The organism is Flavobacterium magnum (assembly GCF_003055625.1).
Classification (GTDB): domain Bacteria; phylum Bacteroidota; class Bacteroidia; order Flavobacteriales; family Flavobacteriaceae; genus Flavobacterium; species Flavobacterium magnum.
Map to the genome: position 1 here is coordinate 2932529 of NZ_CP028811.1, position 23052 is coordinate 2955580.

Here is a 23052-nt window from a genome sequence, read left to right on the forward strand (position 1 = left end):
TTACGTTGCCGCAATGATAATACATTTTTTTAATTGCATCCAAATTTTTAATGCGGTAATTTATCTTTTACGACGCCATAGAGGAAAGTTCCGAGCAGCGCGCCCAGTAAAACCAGGGTAACAGGAAAGAAACCGGCGCCAATTAATATGAAAATCGGGCCCGGGCACGATCCTGCCAACGCCCAGCCAAGCCCGAACAGCAGCCCTCCGATCCAGTAACGGGCTGAACCTTGCTCCTTATCCTGGATGACAATGGGTGCGCCGGTTATGTCCCGCGCCTTGCTTCGTTTGATCCACTGTACGCCGATGAGTCCCGTGACAACGGCCACACCGATGATGCCGTACATATGAAACGATTCAAACCGGAACATTTCGTAAATGCGGTACCAGGACACGGCCTCCGACTTGGTGAGCACAACCCCGAAGACAAATCCGACGATGATGTATTTTAGTGTTTTCATACTTTAGAAAATTAAGGGGAATAACAACCAGGTCATGATCAGGCCACCAACGAAGAAACCGATTACGGCTTTGAGAGAAGGCACCTGCAGATTGCTCAGGCCCTGGATCGCATGTCCCGAAGTACAGCCACCCGCGTAGCGCGACCCAAATCCGATGAGCAGCCCACCGACAAGCAGTATCGCGATCGTCTTAGGGGATTGGAAGGCGGCAGGGCCGAACATGCTGTCGGGTGCCAGCTTGCCACCGGGCGCTTCAAACCCCAGCGTATGCAGCTGCTCGATTGTTTTGGGATTGATTGCCACATTTGACGGATCGGACATATAATGTACCGCTACAAATCCGCCGATCATGGCGCCAAAGACCACCGCGAGGTTCCAGCGTTGTGACTTCCAGTCGAAGTTGAAGAAGTCGGCGTACCTGCCCGCCCCTGCAATAGTGCAAAGCGAGCGCAGGTTTGACGACATCCCGAACGTCTTTCCGAAAAAAATGAGTACCATCATGACCGCTCCGATCAGGAAGCCTGAGAGGTACCAGGGCCAGGTTTGATAAAGTGATTCCATACACGCAGAGTTTGCGCAAATGTAAACAAAAAGCGTCAACGGGAACCGCCGGTAGCCGCAGAAATGCGTTAGGGATGGCAGCGGTTATCCTTTGCTGACCGCAGGGAAGCAAAGATAAAAGCGTACAGCCCGGGCCGCAGGCAACGCCCGGAATAAAAAAAGTGCTTTTCGCTGAAGCTTGCGCCGTTAAAATTGCATGGTGACGGTTTTTCGTTATTTTTGACGCGAAATTATACGACATGAAAAAATTTGCCATCGAGATCAAATGGGCCATCAGGTACATTTTTGTTTACATCGCGTGGGTATTCCTCGAAAAATACACGGGGGCGTATGACACCCATATAGAAAATTATATCTGGTATTCGTTTGGGTTCTATATACTGGCATTCCTGATTTACCTGATGGCGGTTAAGGAGAAGAAAACGGCGTATTTCGGGAACAGCATGGACTGGAAGCAGGGAAGTATCTCGGGAATTTACATGACCCTGTTTATTGCCATCCTGATGCCGTTTGCGCAGATTGTAATCCAGAAATCCATTGCGCCTGAGTTTTTCCCAAATATGATCAGGCGTGCGATGGCGTCAAAAAACGCGAATCCGCAGGCCATCAGGGACTATTTCAGTTTCCCGGACTACATTACCCAAACCGTTTTTATGACGCTTTCCATCGGGATGCTATACGCTACGGCGGCTTCGCGCGTTGTTAGGAATAAACACCAAAAATAAACAGCCATGACACTAAGGACAATCCTCATTTCTATAGCAGCCGCAGCGGCACTGTCAGCCTGTGTGAGCGGAAAAAGCACAATCAGGAACATCAACAACAATGCGCCGGACATGGTGCTGCTCAAAGACAACACTTTTGCGGTACAGACGTACAGCACGGATCCGAGATACGGCTACGACAAGGATTACCCGGTGAACGTATTCTATCGCGATATCCAAAACGACACGCTCAATGCGCAGCGTTACCTCAATGCATTGGCGGGTCCAAACGGCGAAAAGCTGCGCTACCGCAAGCTTGAGGACTGCTGCCCCTACCCTACCAAGCGCAACGAGATAGGCGGCGTGGGCATGCTCCAGGTATACGAGCTCGACTGGGACGGGCCGCACAAACCCGCCAGGCTTTACATCAATATCTATGACAAAAGCGAGGTGATGGTCCCTGTGGGTCTTACTTTGCGCAAGAAATAGCCCGGCCCCGCGGTCAGGAAAATCAGGGGTGGGTGTGGCGCATTTTCGGGTTTGGAGGCCGTCCAGATTATTCATCAAAAATTCATAATTCATCATTATCTTTGCACCTCAAAAAGCAACACTGATGAATTTAAACAACATCCCTAAAATCAAACACCTGGACAGTGGGAACTTTTTTCTCCTGGCCGGGCCGTGCGCCATCGAAGGAGAGGAAATGGCAATGCGCATTGCCGAACGCCTCGTCACGATTACAGATAATTTGCAGATCCCATACGTTTTTAAAGGCTCTTTCAAAAAAGCAAACCGTTCCCGTATTGACAGTTTTTGCGGTATCGGCGATGAAAAGGCATTGAAGATCCTACGCAGGGTCTCCGAGACTTTTGACGTGCCTACGGTGACCGATATCCACACAAATGAAGATGCGCCAATGGCCGCTGAATATGTCGATGTGCTGCAGATCCCTGCGTTCCTGGTGCGACAGACTGACCTCGTCGTAGCGGCAGCCAACACCGGCAAGACCGTGAACCTCAAGAAAGGGCAGTTTATGAGCCCCGAAAGCATGAAACATGCCGTGCAGAAAGTGCTGGATTGCCAGAACGAAAACGTCATGGTGACCGATCGCGGCACGATGTTCGGATACCAGGACATGATTGTGGATTACCGCGGCATCCCCACGATGCAGCAATACGCCAAAACCGTGCTTGATGTGACGCATTCGCTGCAGCAGCCAAACCAGACCGCCGGCGTCACCGGGGGCCGCCCGGATATGATTGAAACCATAGCCAAGGCCGGTATCGTGGTGGGTGTCGATGGCATCTTTATCGAAACGCATTTTGATCCGGCAAACGCCAAAAGCGATGGCGCCAATATGCTGCACCTTGATTATTTCGAGCCTTTGATGCAGAAACTTACGGCAATCCGCAAAACGGTCAATTCATTTTAATTCCCAATTTCCTACTACAATGCTTAAAAATGTTTTCATCCTGATGATGGTGATGGTTGTTTCCCGGTCAGCCAGCGCACAGGAAACCACAGGCGATTTATATTCTTCACACAATAAAGGGAAATTTTTCATTTCATGGGGCGGCAACCGCGAAAGCTACAGCCGTTCGGATGTACGGTTTTGGGGCCGAGGTTATGACTTTACCGTGCATGATATGGAAGCCCATGACAAGCCGAAGGGCTACCACCTGGATTACCTGAACCCCGGGCGGATGACAATCCCGCAAACGAATTTCAGGATGGGCTATTTTATTGATGACCATTACAGTATTTCGATCGGGTGGGATCACATGAAATATGTGATGACGCAGGACCAGATTGCGAACGTTTCCGGTTTTATCAGTTTGCCCGATACAGAGGAAGGCGCTGTATTCAACGGTATTTACAACAATACGGATACGAAAATGACCGAAGACTTTCTCCAGTACGAGCACACGGACGGCCTGAATTACGTAAACACTGAGTTTTCGCGTACCGACGATGTCTCATCAGTACTGAAGATCAGCAACACCGATAAGGTACAGTTTAACGTCACCGAGGGCATCGGGGCGGGATTCCTGTTCCCGAAAACCAACACGAAGCTGCTGGGACGCGAAAGGCATGATGATTTTCATATATCGGGATTTGGCATTTCGGCGAAGGCGGGACTCAACATCACGTTCTTCAAGCATTTTTATGTACAGGGCGAAATCAAGGGCGGCTACATCGACATGCACGACATCCGCACGACCACAAGCAATACGGACCATGCCTCACAGCATTTCTTTTTCCTGCAGAGGATTATCGCTGTAGGTGGGATTTTCAGGGTGTAAGGCCGCAGCGGAACGGCATGGGTTTTCCCCGATGCTCCCAATAATATCAACCAGCTTTCGGGCTGGTTTTTTTATGCCGGGCGGGATTTCGGCACGCGGACCACACTTTGAAAACGGCGCTGCGCCAGCGATCGCAGCAGGCTACCATGTAGCGCGGAGCGCGCGGCCCGAAGGGGGCGCCCTAATCAGGTAATCGCAATTGTTACAAAAATTACCCTCTGTCTGTTTTTTTGTGATTTATAAGGTTTTGGGCGAAATCGCCCCGAAAAATAGTCAGAATACGTATTATCTTAGCAATATATTAACAACCTCTAACAGTTTATTTATGAAAAGAATTACTTTACTGCTCTTTCTGGTTTTGACTGCGGTAACGGGTTTTTCTCAATGTATCCGAACTTACAAGTTTCCTGGAAACACTGTAATTTCTGACAACTTGGGATTCCCGCAGACCATATCGACGTTTAACTGGACCGTCGATGATTATGCCCAGGTGTCGAACATTGCCATTGGCAGCGATTACGTTTTTACCTGCTCGATCAACGGCACGGAAAACTACATTACGGTGACCGACCTGTCAGATAATATTATCGCATCAGGAGAATCGCCACTGACCGTTAACGCAATTGCCGTCGACGAGGTGAAGCTGCATTATTCTGACGATGCCGCCTGTGCAGGCAGCCAGGGTGGCCACACGACCACACTCCAAATCCTGTTGACCTGTCCGGTTCCGTTGAACGTGTCCGTTAATTCGATCCTGATGACGAGTGCCGATTTCAGTTGGGAAGCCGGAGGCGCAGAAACGGCCTGGGAAGTACTGGTCCTGCCTGCAGGCTCGCCAAATCCGGGGCCTTCAACTTCCGGAACACCCGTGACCACGATGTCCTACACCGCAACATCATTGACGCAGGCAACGGATTATGTGTTTTATGTAAGGGCGAATTGCGGTTCTGAATTCAGTCCGTGGACTTTAGCATCCGGTTTCACCACGGCGTGTAACGGAATCAGTGCGTTCAATGAAAGTTTTGACGGTGTCTCCACTCCGGAACTGCCGACGTGCTGGAACGCCGTGCTCCGCGGCCCGGGATTGTCACCGAATGCCGGGATTGTCACCGAGGGTTTTGAGCCGGTACATTCTTCGCCCAACGCCGTACAGCTGGATAATTCAGATTCTACGGGGGATTATGATGTCATCCTGGTTTCACCAAACCTATCCAATCTGGGTGCCGGGACACACCGTATCAAGTTTTACGCGAGCGGTTTCTCGAACCTGCAGGTCGGTACCATGGACGGCTTTTCCGATACGGCTACATTTTCCGTACTGGAAGAAGTTGAGATCACACAGGACGCCACGCAATACACCGTCGATTTTACTTCCTACACGGGCACTGACACGTACATCGGGTTCAGGTTGAACGCGTCTTCAATGTACAGCAGTGTCTATATCGATGACATCCTGTGGGAACAAAGCCCTAGCTGTCCGGATGTGACCGAAATTAACGTTCCGGCTGTCGGTACCAATACGGCAACAGTAACCTGGGTGCCCGGTGGATCGGAGTCAGCCTGGCAGCTGGCTGTCGGTAGTGCTTCGGACAACGATCCGAATGCGCTGACTCCCGTCGCTTCCGCAGATGTAACTAAGGAACTCTTAGGACTTACTGACAATACTAATTATAAAGTCTGGGTACGCTCTATGTGTGCGGGCGGAACGGATGCCGGTGCCTGGATCGGGCCGGTTTCGTTTACCTCCGCCTGTTTGCCGATTGCCGGTTTCTCTGAAAATTTCGACAGCGTAAACACGCCGGAATTGCCTGGATGCTGGACTGAAATCCTCAGGGGTCCAACCATTTCGGATTATGCAACCATCAACACGGTCAGTTTTACTACGGTTCATTCGGCTCCAAACTCCGTTGAACTTTACAATGCAGACTCAGATACGGCAGGTGCTGACGATGTGATCCTCGTATCCCCCAACTTATCCAACCTGGGAAGCGGCACACACCGCCTGAAATTCTATGCTAAAAATACAGGAAGCCTGCAGGTGGGTACCATGGATTCGAATACGCAAAGTGCTACTTTCAGTGTTTTCGAAGAAATCACCACTACCAACCAGGTTACGCAATACACAGTAGATTTCAGTGCTTACAGCGGGACGGATACCTATGTGGCGTTCCGTTTGAACAATCAGGACTTCTACACGTCGATTCTTCTGGACGACATACTATGGGAAGTAAATCCGACCTGCCCTGATGTCACTGACGTAGCGGTATCAGCAACTACAATCAGCGGCGCCACCATCAACTGGATTGGCGGCGGATCGGAAAACAGCTGGAATGTGGCTGTCGGACCGGCTTCTGCGACGGATCCCAACACGCTGACTTTCGTAACGGCATCATCGGAAACCAAGGACATCACGGGGCTGACCGACAATACGGATTATAAAGTCTGGGTCAGATCGGTTTGTGCCGGCAATGACAATGGCGCCTGGATCGGGCCGGTCTCATTTACCACGGCCTGTATTGCCACGGCCAACTTCTCTGAAAACTTCGATTCAACCGACACAGGCGACCTTCCGGGTTGCTGGACGGCGATCGTGAGAGGCCCATCCATTTCAGAATACGCTGACATTAGTGTAAGGGATTGGATAGAAGTGCATTCCAATCCGAATGCAGTACAACTTTATAACGACTTTTCGTCGACCACTGCTGACAATGATGTCATACTCGTTTCCCCTAACCTGTCGACCCTTTCGTTGGGCACGTACCGTTTAAAATTTTATGCGATCAATGCAGGCAGTTTACAGATCGGTACAATCGATTCCAACACCAATTCGGGCGTGTTCAACCTCGTTGAAGAAGTAAACACTTCGGACACGGCCACAGAATACAAGATTGAGTTTTCGTCCTACACCGGACCGGACACCTATGTGGCAATTCGTTTGAATGGCGGCCCCTATTCGTCTATTTTCCTTGACAACATTGTGTGGGAACTATCGCCAACCTGTCCTGATGTATCGGAAGTTGCGGCCATCGGCGTCTCAACATCGAGCGCTGACGTAACCTGGCTTTCGAATGGATCTGAGTCGCAGTGGCAGGTTGGTTACACCCTGGCAACCGAGCAGGATCCGGCGACCGCGACGCTGGTTTCGTCAACGAACCAATACGCTACACTGACAGGCCTAGCGTCAGGAACGAAGTATAATGTCTGGGTCAGGTCGGTTTGCGCCGGAAATGACTATGGCGCGTGGATCGGACCCGTAGAATTCAACACCTACTGTGACGCGTCAGGGCTTCCGTTTTCGGAAGATTTCGAAAGCGCTACGCCTCCCGGACTTCCCATCTGTGGCAGCGCCATCAACCTCGGAACCGGAAATGCCTGGGAAGTTACCGAAGATACTTTTGGCGCTTTACAGGCCGGTTTTGACAGTAAGACACTTACGTATAGGTACGACACTGACAATGCCGCAAATGCCTGGTATTTTACAAGAGGGGTCACATTGCAGGCCGGCATTGGCTATAACATCTCTTACAGATACGGTGACAATGCCGTTGATGCATTCAGCGAAGATCTTAAGGTAATGGCCGGAACAGCGCCAACTGCAGATGATATGTCGATTGATATTGCGAATTATAACGGCATCAACTCCGGCACAGCAATGCAGGAATCCATCAACTTCACGGTACCTGCGGATGGCGTATATTACTTCGGGTTCAATGCATACTCAGCCGCCAACCAATATTTCATCTATGTTGATGATGTTATGGTAGATGTTTCCTTGTCAACGCCAGGCATCGAAAACGACAGATTCAGTTACTATCCAAACCCCGTCAAAAACGTATTGACCCTGACCAATACGAAAAACATCACTTCAGTAGAAGTGTACAACATGATCGGGCAAAGATTGATCGTTAAGAATGACAACAGTACAACTTCGAAAGTGGACATGTCCGGCTTGCCAAACGGCAGCTATGTAGTCAAAATGACTGCAGACGGCATGACCAAAACCGTAAAGGTACTCAAACAATAAGTTTTAGATTTTAGATTGAAGAAGCCCCCGGTTTTCAGGACTGGGGGCTTTTTGTTAGATTTTTTTTTTCCAATCCGCCTATACCGGAAGCGGGACCTGATTGCAATTAAAAACGTACCCATTGAAAAACCTGTTCCTTTTTCTATTCCTATTTATTCTTTCCATCAGCAACTATGGGCAAGACACCATATTGCATCTTAATGAAGTACGGATCAATCATACCGCTCTTAAAAAGGAAAAAAAGATCACCGTAAAGAAGGGATTTAATAGTGAAGCTTGGTTAAAAAGCGCTAACGACTATTATAACTATTACTATTTTGATAAGATTGAATTCCCAATGGGACGTCCCCTTGAATTGTATTTAAGTTTTCAGGGAACCTGGTGTGACAATACCACAAAATGGAGCCCTCTCGAAAGCATGACATTTGAAATAGATCTTTATAGTGTCAACGACGACGGAGGTATTGGCGAACGTATAAATCAAACACCATGGGTTCTAAATCTTCCTGAAAGTAAAGATGCGATTCACATTTCTAACCAGCAATTATCGCTTAAGGAATATAATCTGAACGCGAATGCTTTTTATCTGAGATTCAGCACGCCCAATCAACAAAAGTGTGATACATGTTTTCAATATCGCGCGATTGGATATCGATCAAAGGATTCCTCTGAAATGCGGATGAAAAAAGAAAGTGAACCGGATGAGCAGAACGTTCCTGTACCCACAAGGCTATCAAACGGAATAGAAATACGTTTTAAAATGGATATTTTGACAAGAGAATATTAGGTTAAATACCATAATTGCAAACTTGCAGATTCAAAGATTGAACAAGCCCCCGGTTTTAGGACCGGGGGCTTTTTTTTTTATCCAATTATTTTTTGGGCGTGCCCCTGCGGGTCGGGCTGTACGCTATAGTCCTCGCCTTGCAGGCTCCGGGCTGCCGCTTCCATCCCTCACGCGGCTTCCCGTAAAGTTCAACTTCCGGATTCCACATCAGGATTCTAATCAATCCCATATTGGTCCACCAAATACATCAATGAAGTCATCGCGGCGGCGCCTAGCTCCAATTCGCGTTTGTTCACGGCATCAAACGTGTCAGTCGCAGCATGGTGGTGATCGAAATAGCGCTGGGTATCGGGCTTCAAACCCACTTTTATAATCTTTGAAGACTTGATCGGCTCGACATCAGTCCCGCTGTGCCCCTTTGCAAACAGATGCAGCATATACGGTTCGAACAAAGGCTTCCAGCGCTGGATCCTGGCCACGTCCGCCTCATCGCCTTCAATAGTGAATCCGCGTGGCGTAAATCCACCTGAATCGCTTTCCATTGCAAAGATGTGGTTTTCATTGCTGCTTTGTGCCACGGCGGCATACGCATCACCTCCCCTGACGCCGTTCTCCTCATTGATGAACAACACGGCCCGAATGGTGTGTTTTGGTTTGTAACCAAGCAGTTTGAAAATTCGCAATACCTCCATGCTTTGCACGACACCGGCGCCGTCGTCCTGCGCCCCGTCCCCTAAATCCCAGGAATCGAGATGGCCACCCACGACCATGATCTGTTCAGGGTGTTCACTGCCGGTTATTTCCCCAATAACATTGTAAGAAAGGACATCGTCGAGTTTCTTACAGGATTGTTTAAAGAAGAATTTCAGGTTTGGGTTGGTTTTCAGGGATTTGCTCAATAGCGCTGCACCGTTGGTACTTATGGCGGCCGCCGGAATGTGTTGTGCTGCAGGGATATCGCCGTACCAGGTGCCGCCGGTATGTGGGAAATCATCGAGCCTCAGGGTAAGCGATCGGACAATCACGCCAACAGCGCCATATTTGGAGGCTTCCCGCGGTCCTTTTCCGCGTTGGTCTCCCGCATCACGGTATGCTTCCATAGGCTCTACGAGCGCGTTATTCATCGGCCGGTTAAAAAAAACAATCCTGCCCTTAATCTTTTCAACGCCTAAGATTTCGAGTTCCTTAATACTTTGCACTTCAACCACTTCTGCCAGAATCCCTTTTTCGGGTGTGGCCACAGACATGCCCAACGCACAGATGGGTACAGGGATTTTCTTTTTATTAATTTCAATATAAGCCGATTCCTTTTCACCACGCACCCAATGTGGCACCATCACTTCCTGAAGGTAGACGCGGTCAAGGCCCAGTTTGTCGAGTTCCGCCTTTGTATATTCGATGGCTTTCTGCGCATTCGCCGACCCCGAAAGCCTCGCGCCGATCTTATTGGAGAGGTGATCCAGCCACGAATAGCTTTGGGAATTGGTCAAGGATTGGTCGTAAATGTCTTTTAGCTTTTGTTCGTCGGGGGTTTGTGCCGTAATCAGCAATGAATTAAAAATTAGTAGCAGAGATAGTTTTCTCATATCGTTTAGTTTAGTATCTGTAAAATTACTTTTAATTTGCATTTTTTTCAATAAAAAAGGCCCCACGAAATGCAGGGCCTTTTTTATTATAAATGGATAATTAATGCGCTCCTTCTATCTCGATTGCATCAACATCGATGTTCTGTTTCTTAAGGCTTGATTTCACCAATACTGCGAACAATGTCAGGTAAGCAAAACAAACTACAGCAACAATGTATGATTGATGGATTCCCAGGATATCTGACAATTTACCTTGAAGCGGAGGAATAATTCCACCGCCAAGAATCATCATTACTAAAAACGCGGAACCTTGTGAAGTATATTTTCCTAACCCTATGATTGACAAACTGAAGATTGCCGGCCACATAATGCTACAAGCCAATCCGCCCGAAAGGAAAGCGTAAATTGCGACCGTACCACTCGAGCACAGACCGACTACCATTGCCAGTATTCCAAAAGTACCGAAAATCATTAATGTACGAGCCGGTTTATCTTTACTGATGAAAAAAGCGATAATCTGAATGATTACGCACAAAACATAATAGTACAGTGGTACCATGTCTTTACCTGATATAATATTTACGCCAAGGATCAGGAAAAAAGCCACCAATGGTACAATTACCAGCATCACTTTCCTAACACTTCCTTTCAGGTTAAAAGCACTGATTGCTCCCGCCCAGCGTCCAATCATTAAACTACCCCAATACATCGAAATGTATGGTGCAATTTCAGACGACCTTAGGCTTCCGAATTCCTTCAGCTTCAATAATTCCCCAAGGTTACTTCCGATGGCCACTTCAACACCTACATAAGTAAAGATGGCAAGCATTCCCAAAACCAACTGTGGATATTGCATCGCACCCCAGCCTTCTGACTTCTTCTGTGCTGAGGAATAGGAAAATAGTAAACCTAAAATAATGACCAACAACGCACCGGAAAGCCAGTACATCCTGTATTTCTCTAGTGGCAATTTGATACTTTTTATCTGATCCGTCTGCGGTTTAATTTCTGCCTGGATTGTCGTAATCTGCTGCTCTATTGAAGCAATCGTTGTTTGCTTTTCTGCATCTGCAATGACTTTATCATGTTTAACCGTAACAATTTTATCATTGAGATCATTGATGGATTTGGTTTGTGGTTCAATCTGTTTTTCTATGCCTTCAATCTGTTTCGCCTCCGTAGAATCATAACTCGCAAATACCGGACTGAACATTACAATCAATAGCCCTGTCATGATAACCAAAGTACGTAAAGCCTTATTCGCTTTCTCCATTGGTTCAATAGCAATTCCGGAAGGCACTTTTTTCGAAAAGAAAAACAATGCGGCAGCAGCAACGAACAATAATCCGACCCCTACGTACAGGTAAATTACCTTGCTTAATTCCAGATGCTTGATCTGATCATCGGTAACCGAAGCGGCTGTCCCGAATAATGCCAATGCTACAACAATAGGGCCAATAGTCGTTCCGAAAGAGTTAATTCCGCCACCTAAATTCACACGGCTGGTACCTGTTTTTGGGTCTCCCAACAAGATTGCAAATGGATTTGCGGCAGTTTGCTGCAATGAAAACCCAAGCGCTACAATAAACAACCCACAAAGCATTCCTGCGTAAACATTGGCTTCAACAGCGACAATCATCGCGCCGGCACCCAAAGCCGAGAATAAAAGACCGTATACGATGCTTTTTTTGTAGCCCCATTTTCCTACAATATCTTTTCCCCGCAAATCACTGAAAGCAAACAACAGCAAAGCGCCGATATAATAAGCAGTGTAAAATGCGAAGTCAACCAGCTGTGACTGGAATTGGTCAAGCGAAAAGTAGCTTTTACAGAATGGGATGAAAATACTGTTTCCTGCGGCGATAAAACCCCAGAAGAAGAACACCGTAATCAGGGTATACAACGCCGGATAATTGGTTTTTACGGATGAATCACTCATATAATTTTGGTTTTTGGTTAATGGAATTTATTGTCAATTTGGCTTTATAATTATTAAAAAAAATGGATACTGCTAAAAAACCGTATCCATTATTTGTTAAATATCATTTATAATAACTTAACACACAATAGCAGTGACTTTAAGTTATTAACGAAATCGATTGCAGGACACAAAATTTATGATAATTACATCGTTTGCGTAAACTTACGGTGCCTGTTTCACTTCCGTTTTGGGTCCGATGCCATTGTTATTAAAAGCCTCAATCCTGAAATAATACGCTTCGGAACGGTCGGCGCCACTGAAGTAATACTCGGTCTTTCCGTAAACCATAATGGACCCGTACATCTTATCCGGCGATTTCCCGAAATAAATGACATACCCGTCCGCGGATTGTTCCTGCTGCCATTTCATCCAGATGCTGCGGCGTTCGCCTTTCTTTTTGGCTTCGGCGCGTAAGGGCACAAAATTTTGCACTTCGCCAGGCACTTTACCGCTTCCTTTGCCGAAAGCGCGAAATCCGGAAATGGCAAACTTACCTGTCGGCATACCCAGATTTTCAAGCTTCAGGTAACGACCTTTACCAGGCGTTGAAAGCTCTATATAATCATGCGGGACATCTTTGGTATTTTTGCTTTTATCGACTAAAACCTTCCAGTTCTTGTTGTCGTCTGACACATAAATGATGTACTGATGTCCTTTGGTCGTTTCGGGCTTGCCCATAAGATCAACGTCCTGGTCGGCGTAATTGATCTGGATCGCATTGATGGTGCTCTTTTCACCTAAATCGGAAATGATATATTCCCCTTTTTTATCCGATTTGGCTGACCAGTAGGTTTTCAAATCCTCATCGACCGCCAGGTTTGGCTGAAAGCCGCCAAGTGTCGACGAAACCTGTACGGGTTTGTTGTAATTCAGCAGCATCCATCCCGCAAAACTTTCGGAATGATGGTCTTTCTGCTCTGAAGGCAGGAAATTCGGGTAATCGCCATAAGCGGTATTCGAATACAAAATCCCGTCTTGGTCAAAACCCGCAGGCCAGATGCCAATCCTTCGTTCGAAATTATTTTTGGTGCAGATCGCTATGGTGGACACATGCCAGTAATCACTATTGTCATCCTGATAGGTGCCGCCATGCCCTGCCCCTCTCGCAAAACCGCCCGGTTTATAGGAGAATGGATTGAAAGACTGGTACTGAAAAGGGCCCAACGGCCCATCCCCTACGTATACGCCGTCACCGTAACCACTGAATTCGGTTCCCGGCCCGCCATATTGCAGGTAATATTTACCGTTGTGTTTGTTCATGTAAGCGCCCTCCATAAACGGCTGCAGGAAGACATTGTCATTGTATTCCCCGAAACGTTCCCAGCCGTGCTCGTCATCATTTAAGGCTATCAGGTCATACACTTCGCCTTCGGGCTGAAAGGTCTTGCGGTTCAGTTTTACGCCATGAATCGGATATGTATTACTCGAGCCATAGTATTCGTACACTTCATCTTTTTCCTTATCCCAGAAAATCTGCGGGTCCCAGGCGCCTGCCTCAGATTTGTGCACGAGTTCTTTCCAGTCACCAACGGACGGATTCGTGCTCATCCAGATTGGGAATTCCTTGGTGTGGGTTGAGCCGACGACAATCAGCGTGTCGTTAACGAATGACACCGATGGTGCGCACAATTCATCATACACTTTGTGTTCCGGGCGAAGGAATTTTCGAGGGATGAATTTCCAGTCAAGCATGTCCTTACTATGCCAGTACCCCCATTGATTCGTGGAGAACAGGTAGTACTCACCCTTGAAAAAAGTAATAACCGGATCGGCGGTGGCGCGGTGTTTACCCTGCGTTACGAAGTTCGGGATCGGGCAATAACCGTAATCGATGTTTATGGGATTGCAGTAGGTTTTTTGCTGCGCCCATGATGTTTCAGATACTATCGTTATCAGGACAATCGCCATAGCCCTGATAGCAATGGAAGGAAACGGCAGCGGGTTTCCCGATTTTTTCCCGGTAAAAAAGAGCGACGGCAGGAGCTCCTTTTTTACTTTGGAAAAAACGGAAGGCCGGCCGGAGCCTGTAATGGATAGCAGGAAAAAGCTCATTATAATGGAATTAATTATTGGTTTATTTTACCGGCTCGAAGCTGATGGCCGTTCCACCGCCGGGGGCGAGTACAAGATTTATTTTTGATTTCGAAGTCACTTCGACAGTCCTTATATTATATGACTTTGGATTTTTCTGCCAGTCGGCGTCCTTGCCATCTTCGTAGATGATGGCTTTGAATTTTTGCCCTTTCGGAAGGAAATCGAGTGCAATTTGAGACTTGCGTGCGTTTTCATCTGTAATCGCTCCAAGAAACCATTTGTCTGATTTTTTGTCTTTACGGACTACGGTCAGGTAGTCACCGGGCTCTGCCTCAAGGTATTTTGATGTTTCCCAATCCGCGGCGACGTCTTTGATAAACTGGAATGCGTCAGGGTGCCTTTCATAATTTTCAGGCAGATCGGCTGCCATTTGTAAGGGCGAATACATGGTGACGTAGAGTGCCAGCTGTTTTGCCAATGTGGTGTGTACCTGTTCTGTCTTTTTGGGATCATACACGTTCATCTTGATTTCGAAGATGCCGGGTGTGTAGTCCATTGGTCCTCCCAAAAGACGCGTAAATGGCAGCAACGTCTCGTGCATTGGCGGGTTTCCGGTGCTCCAGGCATTGAATTCATTTCCACGTGCGGCCTCTGCCGCAATGTAGTTTGGATAGGTGCGGCTGTAACCGGTGGGCCTTGATGATTCGTGTGAGTTGACCATCAGTTTGTAATCGGCAGCACGGCGCGCGACGAAATTGAAGTGGTTGACCATCGTTTGCCCGTCGTGGAATTCGCCACGCGGAATGATCCTTCCCACATAACCTGACTTTACTGCGGGATAGCCGAATTTCCTCATGTTATCAAAAGCGCGATCCAGCCTTCGTTCGTAATTGGCAACAGAGCCTGATGTTTCGTGGTGCATGATCATTTTTACACCCTTGGACTTCGCATAATCCGTGACCTCCTTAATATTGAAATCAGGGTAAGGTGTTACGAAATCGAACACTTCTTCCTTCCAGTTCCCGAACCAGTCTTCCCAGCCGACGTTCCAGCCTTCCACGAGCACACCGTCAAAGCCGTTTTTGGCGGCAAAATCGATATACCTTTTGGTGTTTTCGGTCGTGGCTCCGTGCTTTCCTGAGGGAATAAGGTCCTGTGTGGCGGCATTTTGTGCATTTTGTGAGCCGGCAAAATCCCAGGTCGATTTCCCGACGTGCATTTCCCACCAGATTCCGACGTACTTCATGGGTTTAATCCAGGAAGTATCATCAATTCTGGAAGGGTCGTTCAGGTTTAGGATCATTTTCGAACCCACAATATCACGCGCGTCGTCGCTGACCATGATCGTTCTCCACGGCGATACGCAGGGCGTTTGCAGATAGGCTTTATCACCTATGGCATTTGGTACCAGTTGGGAACGCAATTTAAATGTTTTGGTGTCAACGTTCAGATGCATCACAGGATAATTGACAACCGCGGCTTCGAAGATATTCAGGTATAATTTGTCCTGGGATTTCATCATCAGTGGCGATTGCACCACGTAACGCCCACCGATAGATTTCAGCGCGATTCCGTTGTTGAGGTTCAGTTTGTCATTGTCAATTTCTGAAATTTTTGACTCATTATATACATATTCCTGGCTGTCATAATCACCCGGAATCCAGAAAACCTTATGGTCACCGGTAAGGTTAAACTCGGATACCTCGTCTGAAATGACGAAGTAATTCAGGTCTTTCTGGCGCGGGAAATCGTAACGGAATGCAATGCCTTCATCAAAAATCCGGAAAATGATGTTGAGTTTCCTTCCTGCCGATTGGGAGAGTGCCACAGTCATCTGATTATAATGATTTACAATCGAGGACTGCTCGCCGAGCACGGGTTTCCAGCTTTCGTTAAAAGAGTGGTTTCCGATGCTGTCTATGGAAAATCCGGAGGCGAGGTCGGTGGTCTCTTTGAGCTTGACGCCCAGCAGGCTTGAAAGCACTACGGGCTTACTTTTATAGGTCACGGAATAAGATGGTTTGCCTTCTACCAGCCTGAAATCAAGCGAGATATTGCCGGATGGCGATTTGACATTTTGTGCGACAAGGGTTCCTGTCACTAAGGCCAGGCATACGGTTAGGATTTTTTTCATAAATATTTGCATTTAACCTGATAAAAGTAAAGAATTAAATTACTGTGTTAAAAAAAACCCTTCCGCTTTTACGCCGAAGGGCTTTCAAAACAAAAACATGAAACTCAATTATTTAACTAACTCAAATTTTCCGTTTAAAGATGCATCTGAACTGCCGCCGACAAAGACTTCGAAGTCTCCTGCCTCAGCCGTGTTCTGCATATTGATGTTGTAAAATTTCAGGTCATCTGAGGAAATCTCAAAAGTGACCGTTTTCTTTTCTCCCTTCTTAAGGTTGATTTTCTCAAAACCTTTTAATTCGCGTACAGGTCGTGTCACCGAACCGACGACGTCCTTTACATAGAGCTGGACAACCTCCTCGCCGTCGTAATTTCCGGTGTTGCTGACGTCAACCGCGATTTTTAGTTTTTGGCCGAAACCGATTTTTTCTGAAGATAATTTCAGGTTGCTGTAGTCGAATTTAGTATAACTTAAACCATATCCGAATGGATACAATGGACTGTTGTCAACGTCAGTGTACCTTGATTTGTATTTCTGCTCCGGATCTGTCAGGCCCAGGTAGGGGCGGCCGGTATTTTTATGATTGTAATAAATCGGCACCTGACCTACATTTCTTGGGAAAGAGATCGGCAATTTCCCATTCGGGTTATTGTCACCGAATAAGGTCTGTGCGATTGCATCACCACCGCGCGTGCCCGACCACCAGGTTTCGAGAATGGCGTCCATGTTCTCGTCTTCCCAGGAAAGGGTCAACGGACGGCCGTTCATAAGTACCAGGACTATCGGTTTTCCCAACTTCTTCAGTTCTGCCAGAAATTGCTTCTGCTGGCCCGGAAGATCGATATTGGTTTGCGAACCCGCTTCGCCACTTTGATTTTCGCGTTCGCCCATTACCGCTACAATCACATCGGCATTTTGAGCAGATTTCAGTGCCGATTTGATCATGCTTCCGTCATCCCCCATGATTTCTGTTCCTTTGTCAAAAGTCACTTTTGCGGTGGCTCCCAGAAGATTCATTACACCTTCTTTTACGCTTATCGCACGGCCATCTCTTTCTCCAAGCGCAGCCCATGAACCGATAATATTGAACTCATCCATCGCCAAAGGTCCGACGAACGCTATTTTCTGGTCCTTTTTCAGCGGAAGCACATTGTTCTTATTCTTAAGCAGCACCATCGACTTTTTGGCAACATCCAACGTGGCTTCGAGGAAATCCGGCCGGTAAGTATTTTCCTTTTCCCTTTTTTCGTCGAAGTAACGGTAAGGATCCTCGAACAGGCCCAAATCATATTTCACATCCAAAACCCTTTTACAGGCATCGTTGATGACTTCAATGGAAACTTTTCCTTCATCGTATGATTTCTTAAGCGTATTCATGAAAGTACCGCCGACCATATCCATGTCCATGCCGGCATTCAGGGCCAGTTGTGCCGCATCCTGATCGTCTTTGGCAAACCCGTGGGCAATCATCTCGTTAACGCCGGTGTAATCAGAAACGACCATGCCGTCGAACTTCCATTCGCCTTTAAGCACGTCGCGAAGCAGGTGTTTGTTAGCCGTTGACGGTACTCCGGAAATTTCATTAAACGAAGCCATAAACGTTTTCACACCCGCCTCTACAGCCGCGTGGAACGGCGGCAAGTAGGTATCGCGAAGCACTCTTTCAGACATGTCTGTAGTATTGTAATCACGGCCGGCTTCCGCGGCGCCATAGGCGGCGAAATGTTTGGCACAGGCCAGGATGGTATTATTTTTGGAAAGATCATCGCCCTGGAAACCGCGAACATTTGCAGCTGCGAGTTTTGAGCCCAGGTAAACATCTTCACCCGAACCTTCGGAAACACGCCCCCAGCGCGGGTCACGGGCAATATCAACCATTGGGGCGAAAGTCCATTGAACACCTCCTGCAGACGCTTCGATTGCGGCTACGCGTGCGGCTTTTTCAACAGCGGCAGGATCAAAAGAAGACGCCATTCCGAGGTTGATCGGGAAAATCGTCTTGTAGCCATGAATTACATCGTGACCGAAAAGCAACGGGATTTTAAGCCTTGAATTTTCAACGGCCATTTTTTGTATCATGCGGTTATTCGAAGCACCGGTGGCGTTCAGTACGGAACCTACTTTTCCCTGTTGTATTCTTGTAATATAATTATCACCTGATTTTGGCCCGGTTATGGTCCCATCTGACGAGAACTGTACCAATTGGTATATCTTTTCGTCTACGGTCATTTTTGACATCAGGTCGGCTACAAATTCCGCCTTTGGCTTAATCTTAACCGCTTGAGTGTCTTTCTTTTTCTGTGCATAACCCGATGCCATCGTCAACACCGATAATAGTAATAATCTTTTTTTCATTCGTATTGGTATTTGCCCTGCGGCAGTATTTGGTTCCGTTTTAAAAATCTATCTCCCGGTGGCATGCCGCCGCTGACTGACGTCGACTCCCGTTCCCGGAAAGGGATTCACATAAACCCGAAAATATCTGAACTTTTGTTTATTTGCCAAACCAATCCTCGTTGGCTTCATGACTATTTAATTTGACCGATTCGTTTTTGATTTCTCCCGTTCGTTCCCATCCCTTCTACACAGGAATCCGCAATGGAATGACGGCGATGATTGTATTCGTATAATTTAAAATCCGTATTTGCCCGAATGGAAGCCAAGGGTGATTAATCCCTGCTGTATCTCTGGCGCATTCATGAACAGATTCCACAAGAGGCCTGACCTGTAATTTTCGATCATTACTGCCTGCGGTCCCTGGTCAATGGCAAGATACCTTCTGGCACTCCAGTTGTACTGTATGCTATGCGCGTCATAAAAACCCGCAACACCCCATGATTGGGTTTTGTAATTTTCATACAGGTTGTGCATCACCTTAAGCGACTCCTGCGGCAGGTAGACCACTGAGCTTACCGCTGCCGTTGGCGAAATCACGCCTTTGTCGTTGCCGGGCATGTGGGCATCGTAACCGATCGAACCATCACTGTTTCGCGAGTAGGACGCAGTCAGGCCCCAGTAATTTGGCCCATATCCGGTATGCCCGGAAGGATTGGCTACACAATAAAGGTATTGCGAACGATTGTGGTTGTAATTGACGTCCCAGTAATTGGCGTAAGTATCGCTGAGCTGATTCGGGTCGAGCCCAAGGTACGAATAATGCGACCAGAACAACGGTCCGCCACTGGCTTCAGCGCCATTATGCCTGAAGATAAGCGGCACTCCGTAGTATACCGCGCCCGATAAAATCCCTCCACTTCTTGCCCAGCCGTTATGGTATGGCGAAGCAGTAATGGGATGTGTAGGCGACGACGCGGCCATAACATACGTAATCAGGCATTCGTTATAGCCTTCGAGCGGAAAATTCATTTCCCATCCGTAATCCGGTGACCAGTGCCAGTACAGTACATCCTGGTTGTTGCGGTACCAGTCCCAGTCGACGCCTTTCCATAGCGCGTCATATTTTTGTGCCAAAGCCTGTTCTTCGGTGTTGCCGTTTTTAAAATATTCCCTGATCGTAATCATTCCCACCGTGAGAAATGACGTCTCTACGAGGTCACCCCCGTTGTCTTTGGTTCCGAAAGGAATTACATGCCCGTTTGTCCCATTGATCCAATGTGACCAAGCCCCGTGAAACCGGTCTGCGGAAGCGAGGAAATCAGCAATCTTATCCAATCTTGCGATGCCTTCTGCCCTGCTCACATAACCTCGGTCGATTCCTGCGACGAGCGCCATCAGTCCGAACCCGGACCCTCCGGTCGTTACAATATTCTGATCATTCGAAGGATCATCAATATGGTAACGCTCGCGGGCCATACCGGACTGCGTCTGCGCAAAATCCCAGAAATACCGGAACGTCTGCTTTTCGACCAGATCCAGCAATGCGGCATCTGAAAGCGGCGTTTCGGGGTTGGTGGGGTTTTCGGGATTGGGGTTTTGCGGTCCTGAAGTCGATTTTACCGGCTCAGAGCTGCTGCAATCCATGAATAAGATCAGTGAAAAAAATGGTATGAACTGGATAAGTTTCATTGGCGCTTTTAAAATAATGCCTGCCAGAACAAATGTATTACCGGCAGGCATTAAGAAGTTTATTAAATTATTTCTTTTCTGCGAACAAATTCTGCACTTCGGCCTGAGACAAAGGGATGTTGTATAACCTGAACTGGTCTAATCCACCTTTCCAATTTGAAAACAACCAGTTATCGCCAGAATCATTCTGTTTTTGCGGTCCGTTACCGATCCTGAAACCAGTGATTTTCGAGTCGTCAAGATTTATCGGTCCGTGCGTTCCCCAGGTTTTGGTACCGCGGTTCACACCATCGATGTACATAGTAAATTCCGATGTATTCGCGTCATAGACGAACGCAAAATGGTGCCATTGGTTATCCAAAACCCCTTCAATAGAATTTTCATTTTCCCATGTCATCCAGCTGTCGCCCATATTTTTGTCGACCATGACGAACTTTATCGCTGCGGCAGAAGACGAGCCGCCGTACTGGTCAAATAGCAGAAACATGGTAGCCTCAGACCAGTGGCCGTTAGACGAAGGGATACTGAAGATGTGCTCTGCTCCCGGGTTAGCGCCGTTTTTGGTCTGCCCATTGTGCTTTTCCCAGAAAGCTACCGTAAAACTCTCGGCCGTACTGGCCCAATCATTTGGTTTAGGATATCTGATCGCTTTGTCTGCACTGCCCTGTGCCGCTTTGCCGCTGACACCATCAATTTGAGTGAAATCGTTTTCCGTCGGGAACTTTGCGCGTGTCTCATCAACAGCACGCATTAAAGGATTTTCGCTTTCACGATCGAAAGTTACAAAGAACTTCAAAGGGCCGCCGGCGGGGTTCTCATCTTCAGGATACGCGCCCATTGCGGGATGATCCATGTTTTGCTGGCAGCCGGACATCGACAAGACTAACGCAATCGCCAGTCCTGTCTTTGCTAGGTTAAATGTGATTTTTTTCATATTCGTACTATTTTAGGTAAGTGTTGCTTACTTTTTATTAATAATTCGGATTCTGCGCGATGATGCCCTGCGACTCATCAATGACGGTCTGCGGCACAGGGTAAAATTTGTTTTTATCCTGATAACCCAAGCCACCAAGGACTGACACTGCATCTCCCCAGCGTACGAGGTCATAAAAACGTTCACCTTCCAATGCCAGTTCTACCCGTCTCTCATGCTTGATTGCAGCCCGTACTGTACCCTGATCTCCTGATGTAATATCGGGAAGTGCGCCTGAATTTCCTCTGGCGCGCGCGCGCACCTGATTGAGGTATCCTGTAGCGACGGTAGTCTGCCCCAGTTCATTCGCCGCTTCTGCAGCCATGAGCAGTACATCAGCATAACGAATGATGCGGATATTAGACCAGTGATTTTTATTTTCTCCAAAACTTTCGCGCTCCGACTTCAGCGTGTAGGCCTTCTTATTCCAATAGGGTTGTGCCAATGGTGGTGCCGTAGGCAGTACATTTCCATATCCGTCGTCCTGACCTGAATATAGTATTGTTGCCGCCTTACGCGGATCACCAGGTTCGAAAGCATCTACCAAAGCCTGTGTAGGCACGTTGAAGCCCCAGCCTAAATCCCATACGCTGCTCCCGCGTACGCCCTGTGATTCCCAGTAGTTACTTGAATAGTTCTGACCGGCGATGCGTGTAAATTGAACTTCAAAAATAGATTCTACCGAATTGTCGGCTTTTTGCAGAAACAATTCATTAAAGTTTGGATAAAGTCCGTATCCATAAGTCATTACCGTTTCAAATTGGGCTAATGCCTGAGTCCAGTTTTGCTGATACAGATAAAGCTTACCCAGCAGCGCGATAGCAAATCCTTTGGTGGCACGGCCCGGATACGCAGGCCAGGAAGTAGGAAGGTGTTCAATGGCATACTGCAAATCGGCGACAATCTGCGCATCTATATCCGCTATCGAGGATTTAGGCTTGTACGAATCTGACGGATCGACGACCCTGTTTAAAACCAATGGTACTTCTCCGTAATCACGTCTTAGTTCAAAGTAACACAGCGCCCTGAATGCAGTGGCTTCAGCCCTGTTTATCAAAGTACCTTCTGTGACATCTCCGGACTCGTCGACGTCTGCAATCAAATCATTGCAGTCGAAGATCAGGTTAAAATGCCCGCCCCAATTGCTTGCGGCAAATCCTTCAACGGCCGAGTACTGGTAGGTATCAAAAATGGTTCCGAAACCGGCGGCGTCATCGCTAGTACTGCCTTTGGCGGCATCGTCCGATCGGATGCTCTGAAACCAGTAACGGCTCCAGTCTGCAATACCTGCCTGTGTCCTGAATTTGGCATACAGGCCAAATGCCTGCGCATCGAAGCCTCCTATTTCGACCTCACCAGGGACTGCCTGGCCTTCGGGTTTCTTATCTAAAAAATCATCGTCGTTACAGGACGCCATCAGCATCGCTCCGGCAACCGCTACGATAAATAATCTTTTAATATTTTTATTTTTCATAATT

At 47.6% G+C, this 23052-nt stretch carries 16 protein-coding genes; 6 read left to right on the forward strand and 10 right to left on the reverse strand.

Annotation, left to right across the window (positions count from 1 at the left end):
* Positions 1 to 47 precede the first annotated feature (47 nt).
* Together HYN48_RS12415 and HYN48_RS12420 are read right to left on the reverse strand one after the other, a co-directional pair.
* On the reverse strand, positions 48 to 461 hold the full coding sequence (locus HYN48_RS12415) for a DUF6691 family protein (protein WP_108372176.1): 414 nt from the start codon (positions 459 to 461) through the stop codon (positions 48 to 50).
* A gap of 3 nt (positions 462 to 464) precedes the next feature.
* A complete protein-coding gene (locus tag HYN48_RS12420) occupies positions 465 to 1022 on the reverse strand; it encodes a YeeE/YedE family protein (protein ID WP_108372178.1) in 558 nt (185 codons plus the stop codon).
* Between the two features lie 239 nt (positions 1023 to 1261).
* On the opposite strand from HYN48_RS12420, the gene HYN48_RS12425 reads away from it, so the two are divergent.
* From HYN48_RS12425 to HYN48_RS12450, 6 genes are all read left to right on the forward strand, one after another.
* Positions 1262 to 1747: a DUF4199 domain-containing protein gene (locus HYN48_RS12425; RefSeq protein ID WP_108372180.1), complete on the forward strand. Its 486-nt coding sequence runs from the start codon at positions 1262 to 1264 to the stop codon at positions 1745 to 1747.
* Between the two features lie 6 nt (positions 1748 to 1753).
* Positions 1754 to 2215 carry a 2-dehydro-3-deoxyphosphooctonate aldolase gene (locus HYN48_RS12430; protein ID WP_108372183.1) on the forward strand — a complete coding sequence of 154 codons (462 nt, stop codon included), beginning with the start codon at positions 1754 to 1756 and terminating at the stop codon, positions 2213 to 2215.
* 124 nt (positions 2216 to 2339) lie between these two features.
* The gene (gene kdsA, locus HYN48_RS12435; protein WP_108372185.1) at positions 2340 to 3158 is read left to right on the forward strand and encodes a 3-deoxy-8-phosphooctulonate synthase; all 819 of its coding nucleotides are present in this window, start codon (positions 2340 to 2342) and stop codon (positions 3156 to 3158) included.
* A gap of 19 nt (positions 3159 to 3177) precedes the next feature.
* Positions 3178 to 4029 carry a hypothetical protein gene (locus HYN48_RS12440; RefSeq protein WP_108372187.1) on the forward strand — a complete coding sequence of 284 codons (852 nt, stop codon included), beginning with the start codon at positions 3178 to 3180 and terminating at the stop codon, positions 4027 to 4029.
* A gap of 325 nt (positions 4030 to 4354) precedes the next feature.
* Entirely contained in the window at positions 4355 to 8053 is a 3699-nt protein-coding gene (locus HYN48_RS12445) for a T9SS-dependent choice-of-anchor J family protein (protein ID WP_108372189.1), read from the forward strand.
* Positions 8054 to 8174: 121 nt separating this feature from the next.
* Positions 8175 to 8840, forward strand: coding sequence for a hypothetical protein (locus HYN48_RS12450; RefSeq protein ID WP_146171779.1), 666 nt, complete (start codon positions 8175 to 8177; stop codon positions 8838 to 8840).
* A 215-nt stretch (positions 8841 to 9055) separates the two neighbouring features.
* Here the strand turns inward: HYN48_RS12450 and HYN48_RS12455 are convergent, their stop codons facing one another.
* The 8 genes from HYN48_RS12455 to HYN48_RS12490 form a co-directional block, all read right to left on the reverse strand.
* Positions 9056 to 10426 (reverse strand): M28 family peptidase, encoded by a 1371-nt coding sequence (locus HYN48_RS12455; protein WP_108372193.1) that lies wholly within the window; start codon positions 10424 to 10426, stop codon positions 9056 to 9058.
* Between the two features lie 100 nt (positions 10427 to 10526).
* The gene (locus HYN48_RS12460) at positions 10527 to 12365 is read right to left on the reverse strand and encodes an MFS transporter (RefSeq protein ID WP_108372195.1); all 1839 of its coding nucleotides are present in this window, start codon (positions 12363 to 12365) and stop codon (positions 10527 to 10529) included.
* Between the two features lie 204 nt (positions 12366 to 12569).
* Positions 12570 to 14459, reverse strand: coding sequence for a family 43 glycosylhydrolase (locus HYN48_RS12465; RefSeq protein WP_245945956.1), 1890 nt, complete (start codon positions 14457 to 14459; stop codon positions 12570 to 12572).
* Between the two features lie 22 nt (positions 14460 to 14481).
* Complete coding sequence (locus HYN48_RS12470) at positions 14482 to 16575, reverse strand: glycoside hydrolase family 97 protein (protein ID WP_108372197.1); 2094 nt, start codon at positions 16573 to 16575, stop codon at positions 14482 to 14484.
* Between the two features lie 108 nt (positions 16576 to 16683).
* Positions 16684 to 18930: a beta-glucosidase BglX gene (bglX, locus tag HYN48_RS12475; RefSeq protein WP_108372199.1), complete on the reverse strand. Its 2247-nt coding sequence runs from the start codon at positions 18928 to 18930 to the stop codon at positions 16684 to 16686.
* 276 nt (positions 18931 to 19206) lie between these two features.
* Complete coding sequence (locus tag HYN48_RS12480) at positions 19207 to 20601, reverse strand: glucoamylase family protein (protein ID WP_108373637.1); 1395 nt, start codon at positions 20599 to 20601, stop codon at positions 19207 to 19209.
* Between the two features lie 67 nt (positions 20602 to 20668).
* A complete protein-coding gene (locus tag HYN48_RS12485) occupies positions 20669 to 21535 on the reverse strand; it encodes a LamG domain-containing protein (RefSeq protein ID WP_108372201.1) in 867 nt (288 codons plus the stop codon).
* Between the two features lie 37 nt (positions 21536 to 21572).
* Entirely contained in the window at positions 21573 to 23048 is a 1476-nt protein-coding gene (locus HYN48_RS12490; protein ID WP_108372203.1) for a RagB/SusD family nutrient uptake outer membrane protein, read from the reverse strand.
* Positions 23049 to 23052: the final 4 nt, after the last annotated feature.

Excerpts from the sequence above, each read along its gene's own strand:
- HYN48_RS12470 (WP_108372197.1), bottom strand. The coding sequence starts at position 16,575 with ATGAAAAAAATCCTAACCGTATGCCTGGCCTTAGTGACAGGAACCCTT.
- HYN48_RS12455 (WP_108372193.1), bottom strand. The coding sequence starts at position 10,426 with ATGAGAAAACTATCTCTGCTACTAATTTTTAATTCATTGCTGATTACG.
- kdsA (WP_108372185.1), top strand. The coding sequence starts at position 2,340 with ATGAATTTAAACAACATCCCTAAAATCAAACACCTGGACAGTGGGAAC.
- HYN48_RS12440 (WP_108372187.1), top strand. The coding sequence starts at position 3,178 with ATGCTTAAAAATGTTTTCATCCTGATGATGGTGATGGTTGTTTCCCGG.
- HYN48_RS12425 (WP_108372180.1), top strand. The coding sequence starts at position 1,262 with ATGAAAAAATTTGCCATCGAGATCAAATGGGCCATCAGGTACATTTTT.
- HYN48_RS12420 (WP_108372178.1), bottom strand. The coding sequence starts at position 1,022 with ATGGAATCACTTTATCAAACCTGGCCCTGGTACCTCTCAGGCTTCCTG.
- HYN48_RS12490 (WP_108372203.1), bottom strand. The coding sequence starts at position 23,048 with ATGAAAAATAAAAATATTAAAAGATTATTTATCGTAGCGGTTGCCGGA.
- HYN48_RS12485 (WP_108372201.1), bottom strand. The coding sequence starts at position 21,535 with ATGAAAAAAATCACATTTAACCTAGCAAAGACAGGACTGGCGATTGCG.
- HYN48_RS12460 (WP_108372195.1), bottom strand. The coding sequence starts at position 12,365 with ATGAGTGATTCATCCGTAAAAACCAATTATCCGGCGTTGTATACCCTG.
- HYN48_RS12430 (WP_108372183.1), top strand. The coding sequence starts at position 1,754 with ATGACACTAAGGACAATCCTCATTTCTATAGCAGCCGCAGCGGCACTG.
- HYN48_RS12415 (WP_108372176.1), bottom strand. The coding sequence starts at position 461 with ATGAAAACACTAAAATACATCATCGTCGGATTTGTCTTCGGGGTTGTG.
- HYN48_RS12465 (WP_245945956.1), bottom strand. The coding sequence starts at position 14,459 with ATGAGCTTTTTCCTGCTATCCATTACAGGCTCCGGCCGGCCTTCCGTT.
- HYN48_RS12445 (WP_108372189.1), top strand. The coding sequence starts at position 4,355 with ATGAAAAGAATTACTTTACTGCTCTTTCTGGTTTTGACTGCGGTAACG.
- HYN48_RS12480 (WP_108373637.1), bottom strand. The coding sequence starts at position 20,601 with ATGAAACTTATCCAGTTCATACCATTTTTTTCACTGATCTTATTCATG.
- bglX (WP_108372199.1), bottom strand. The coding sequence starts at position 18,930 with ATGAAAAAAAGATTATTACTATTATCGGTGTTGACGATGGCATCGGGT.